Annotated in this window: 1 protein-coding gene and 3 pseudogenes; 1 reads left to right on the plus strand and 3 read right to left on the minus strand. The window is 64.5% G+C overall.

The window, feature by feature from the left end; all coding sequences use genetic code 11:
• Positions 1-674 (minus strand): annotated as a pseudogene (locus tag NF20_RS19940) (IS256-like element IS1245 family transposase); the annotation flags it as partial.
• 781 nt (positions 675-1,455) lie between these two features.
• Positions 1,456-2,034: pseudogene (locus NF20_RS26635) on the minus strand (IS30 family transposase); the annotation flags it as partial.
• Positions 2,035-2,424: 390 nt separating this feature from the next.
• Between NF20_RS26635 and NF20_RS19950 the strand changes: the two are divergent.
• The gene (locus tag NF20_RS19950) at positions 2,425-3,102 is read left to right on the plus strand and encodes a hypothetical protein (protein WP_174814221.1); all 678 of its coding nucleotides are present in this window, start codon (positions 2,425-2,427) and stop codon (positions 3,100-3,102) included.
• 159 nt (positions 3,103-3,261) lie between these two features.
• Here NF20_RS19950 and NF20_RS28355 read toward each other — a convergent pair.
• Positions 3,262-3,377, minus strand: a pseudogene (locus NF20_RS28355) (TetR family transcriptional regulator); the annotation flags it as partial.

Here is a 3,377-nt window from a genome sequence, read left to right on the forward strand (position 1 = left end):
CCGGCCAGACCGCGGGATTTCAACGACCGCAAAAACGCGGTCCAGAACGCCCCGTCCTCGGAGTCTCCGACCTCAAAGCCCAGTACCTCGCGGCGCCCGTCAGCGGCCACCCCGGTGGCGATGACCACCGCCTGCGACACCACCCGATGATTCACCCGGGCCTTGCAGTAGGTGGCGTCGAGGAAGACATACGGAAAGCGCTGATCACCCAACGGCCGGTCCCGGAAGGCCGCGACCTCGGTGTCGAGGTCTTTGCAGATCCGGCTGACCTCGCTTTTGGAGATCCCGGTATCGGTACCCAGTGCCTTGACCAGATCGTCGACCTTGCGGGTGGAGGTGCCGTGCAGGTAGGCCTCCATCACCACCGCGAACAAGCACTGATCGACCCGGCGACGCCGCTCCAACAACGCCGGGAAAAATGACCCGGTGCGCAGCTTGGGAATCCGCAGTTCCAGGTCCCCTGCGACCGTGGACAGCGTGCGCGGACGCGAGCCGTTGCGCTGATTGGAGCGGGTCTCGGTGCGCTCATGGGGAGAAGCCCCGATGAACGCGGTCAACTCCGCGTCGATCAAGGCTTGGTAGATCGTTTCGGCGGCTTGAGTGATCCGCTCACCGGCATCGGCGGTGCGCAGTGCGTCGAGCACCTCCAGCAAGGCAGACTGGTCCAGGGCCATCGCGATGTTCCTCTCGGTAGTGATTCTTGGTCGTTTCACCACAGAGACTCACGCGATGGCCCTCTTACGTCAGGGACCGACACGCCGCCATCACTTACACCACTCCCCGGGACGCTCCCTGCCATGCCGCCTGATCGGGATCGGGCCATGACAGCTCACCGGTATTCACCAGTGCCTCCGTTCGTGTCGTGTTCGCTGCATCAATTCCGCTGGGGCCCTTCGCCATGCACGAGGCTTTCCCCCGCTCGGACTACTACGGCCCCTCCGCCCCACCGCGTGGCCATCGACAGACGACGCGTCAACCCGGATTCGGCGCCCTCGGCTGAGGACGACGACACGGGAGCCTCGCGATGGTTCCCACGTTCACTGCTGACCGCTCGAGGAGGGAGGTGCCCAGCTATGCCCCTGCGATATCGCCACGGCTACGCCGCAGGCATTCACCGTGGCCTCCAGCGGCAGCGACCTAAACCGCAGCCGGAGTTCCCAACACCGAGACGCCAGTGGTGTTGGTGCGCATCGCAGACCAGCCCGAATCCACCGGGTTAGAGCTGGCGGGAGACTTGAGAGGCGTTAAAACACTGGTTCCTCGCGTACACCTTCTCCTCATGCTTGCCGGACCCAGGCCATCCGGTAGTGCCGGCCTGTCCCGTCGTTGTCGGGGCTGCTTACCACCCTCGCCGGCGTCTCCCGGTCCAGGCTGCCCCCAGCTTCGTTACGCTGCTGCGACAGCACAACGGCGCAGGTCTCTCACCTCCGCTCGGTCACACAGCGCCTCGTGGCGCACGAGGTCACCTTCCCAATGCCCCGGCTGGCTGCGGTCGGCGGGAGCGAATGGCCGCTGATGGATCGACAACATCGGCTGGGCGAACCTCGGACGCCGCCGACCCGGCCGCTGGTGCGCGCGGCGATGGGTCCTGCCAGTGCGCAACGGACCCCGGTGTGACGACCTGACCTGTGGCGGCCGTATCAAGCGCGAATGGGGTTGGTACACAGCCCGGTAGATGCTTTCGTGGCACAACCACATCAATCGGTCCTCGGGGTATTCGCGCCGCAAGTGTCGGGCGATCTGCTGCGGGCTCCACCGTTGAGCGAGGAGCTCGGCGATCAGGTCACACAGGGCGGGATTCTTGTCGACCCGCCGCTGGTGACGACGCGCTCTGCGCTGAACCGCCCAGCGGTGGGCTTCAAACGGCCGGTACTGGCCGTCGCGGCGGCTGTTGCGGCGCAACTCCCTCGATACGGTCGATGGTGCCCGGCCAAGCGTGGTGGCGATCTGCCGAACACCCATGCCCGTGCGGCGCAGATCGGCGATGCCGATCCGCTCCTCTTCGGATAGATAGCGATCGCTGATCTGGCGCACAGCCAAACGATCGAGTGCGGGCACGAATCCCACGGCCTCGCCACGCCGATAGGTTTTGTACCCCCTTGCCCAATTGTTTGCTGCGGTACGGGACACACCGACTTCACGACCCGCCGCCAAGATGGACCAGCCCCGGGCGCGCAGCTCCGTAAATCGCTCACGCTTGGCGGACTGTGGCCGTCGGCCCGGGCCTTTTTTCACGCGACGCGACGATGACAACACAACCTCCAGAACCTAGAGAAGTGTTGCGACCGCCCCTAGAAACCACCCGGGGACACGGGGTCAGTTTTCAGACGACGCCGACACCGGGCAGCACGCATTCGCCGCCAGGTGTGCGTCGCACTGGAATTCCTCGCTTGGCTCGAGACCCGGGGACGCACCCTCGCCACCATGGACCAAGCAGACATCGACAACTGGTTGGCCCACGGCACCTGGCGACACCGAGAGATCCGGCCCTTCCTGCACTGGACAACTCAGCGTCGCATCACCCACGGCGCCTCCGCGCCGGCCAACCGACCCAGCCCGCCCTCGGTGTTCATCGACGAAGCCACGCACCTCGAGCAACTCCGCCGATGCCTCAACGACAACACCATTGACATCGATGTGCGCGCCAGTGGTGCGCTCATCCTGCTGTACGGAATCACCACCATGCGAGTACTCGGGTTACGACAGAACCAGATACACACCCAGGACGGCCACACCTACCTCACCCTGCGCGACCACGAAATGGTGCTGCCTCCTAAGCTCGCCCAACTGCTCGCACAACTGCCGCGTCCAACCCGGCGCTCGACCCTGCCCGAACCCTCAACACCGGACCGGCTCCTGTTTCCCGGACGAACACCAGACCGCCCAGTCAACTCGGGCGTGTTCGGCAAGCGACTCAAACATAGCGGCCTGACAATCCGAGGCGGTCGCAACACCGGCCTCATCACAATGGCAGCCGAGTTACCGGGCGCAGTTCTGGCCGACCTACTCGCCATCGATATCGTCACCGCGACCCGCTGGGCGGCATATGCCAAACGCGACTGGAATCAGTATCTTGCCACCCGAAAAGCGGGCTCTACCTAGCAATTGCGCCTGCCCCACTAGGGTTAGCCCATTTGATCACCGGTGGTTGCCGTTACAAATATGGTGTGGGGTTTCGGGTTACCGGCCGGGTCCTCCGGGCTGTGGACGTGGCAACGGCCGCGGCTGCCGCCGAGCGCGATGGTTCATCGCGGTCCGCGATTAGTCGAATCCGGCTAGTGTGATTCTCAAGGCTTGTTCCAGTTGAATGTGGAGCGGTGGACTCGTTTTGGTGTCCGTGCTAAGCCAGCGCCGAAGTATGAATTGTGCAGTGGCCA

The sequence above is a fragment of the Mycobacterium sp. MAC_080597_8934 genome, assembly GCF_000523975.1.
Lineage (GTDB): Bacteria > Actinomycetota > Actinomycetes > Mycobacteriales > Mycobacteriaceae > Mycobacterium > Mycobacterium avium.

What these genes read in the sequence shown, in the direction of transcription:
- NF20_RS19950 (WP_174814221.1), top strand. Translation starts at nt 2,425, where the DNA reads ATGGACCAAGCAGACATCGACAACTGGTTGGCCCACGGCACCTGGCGA.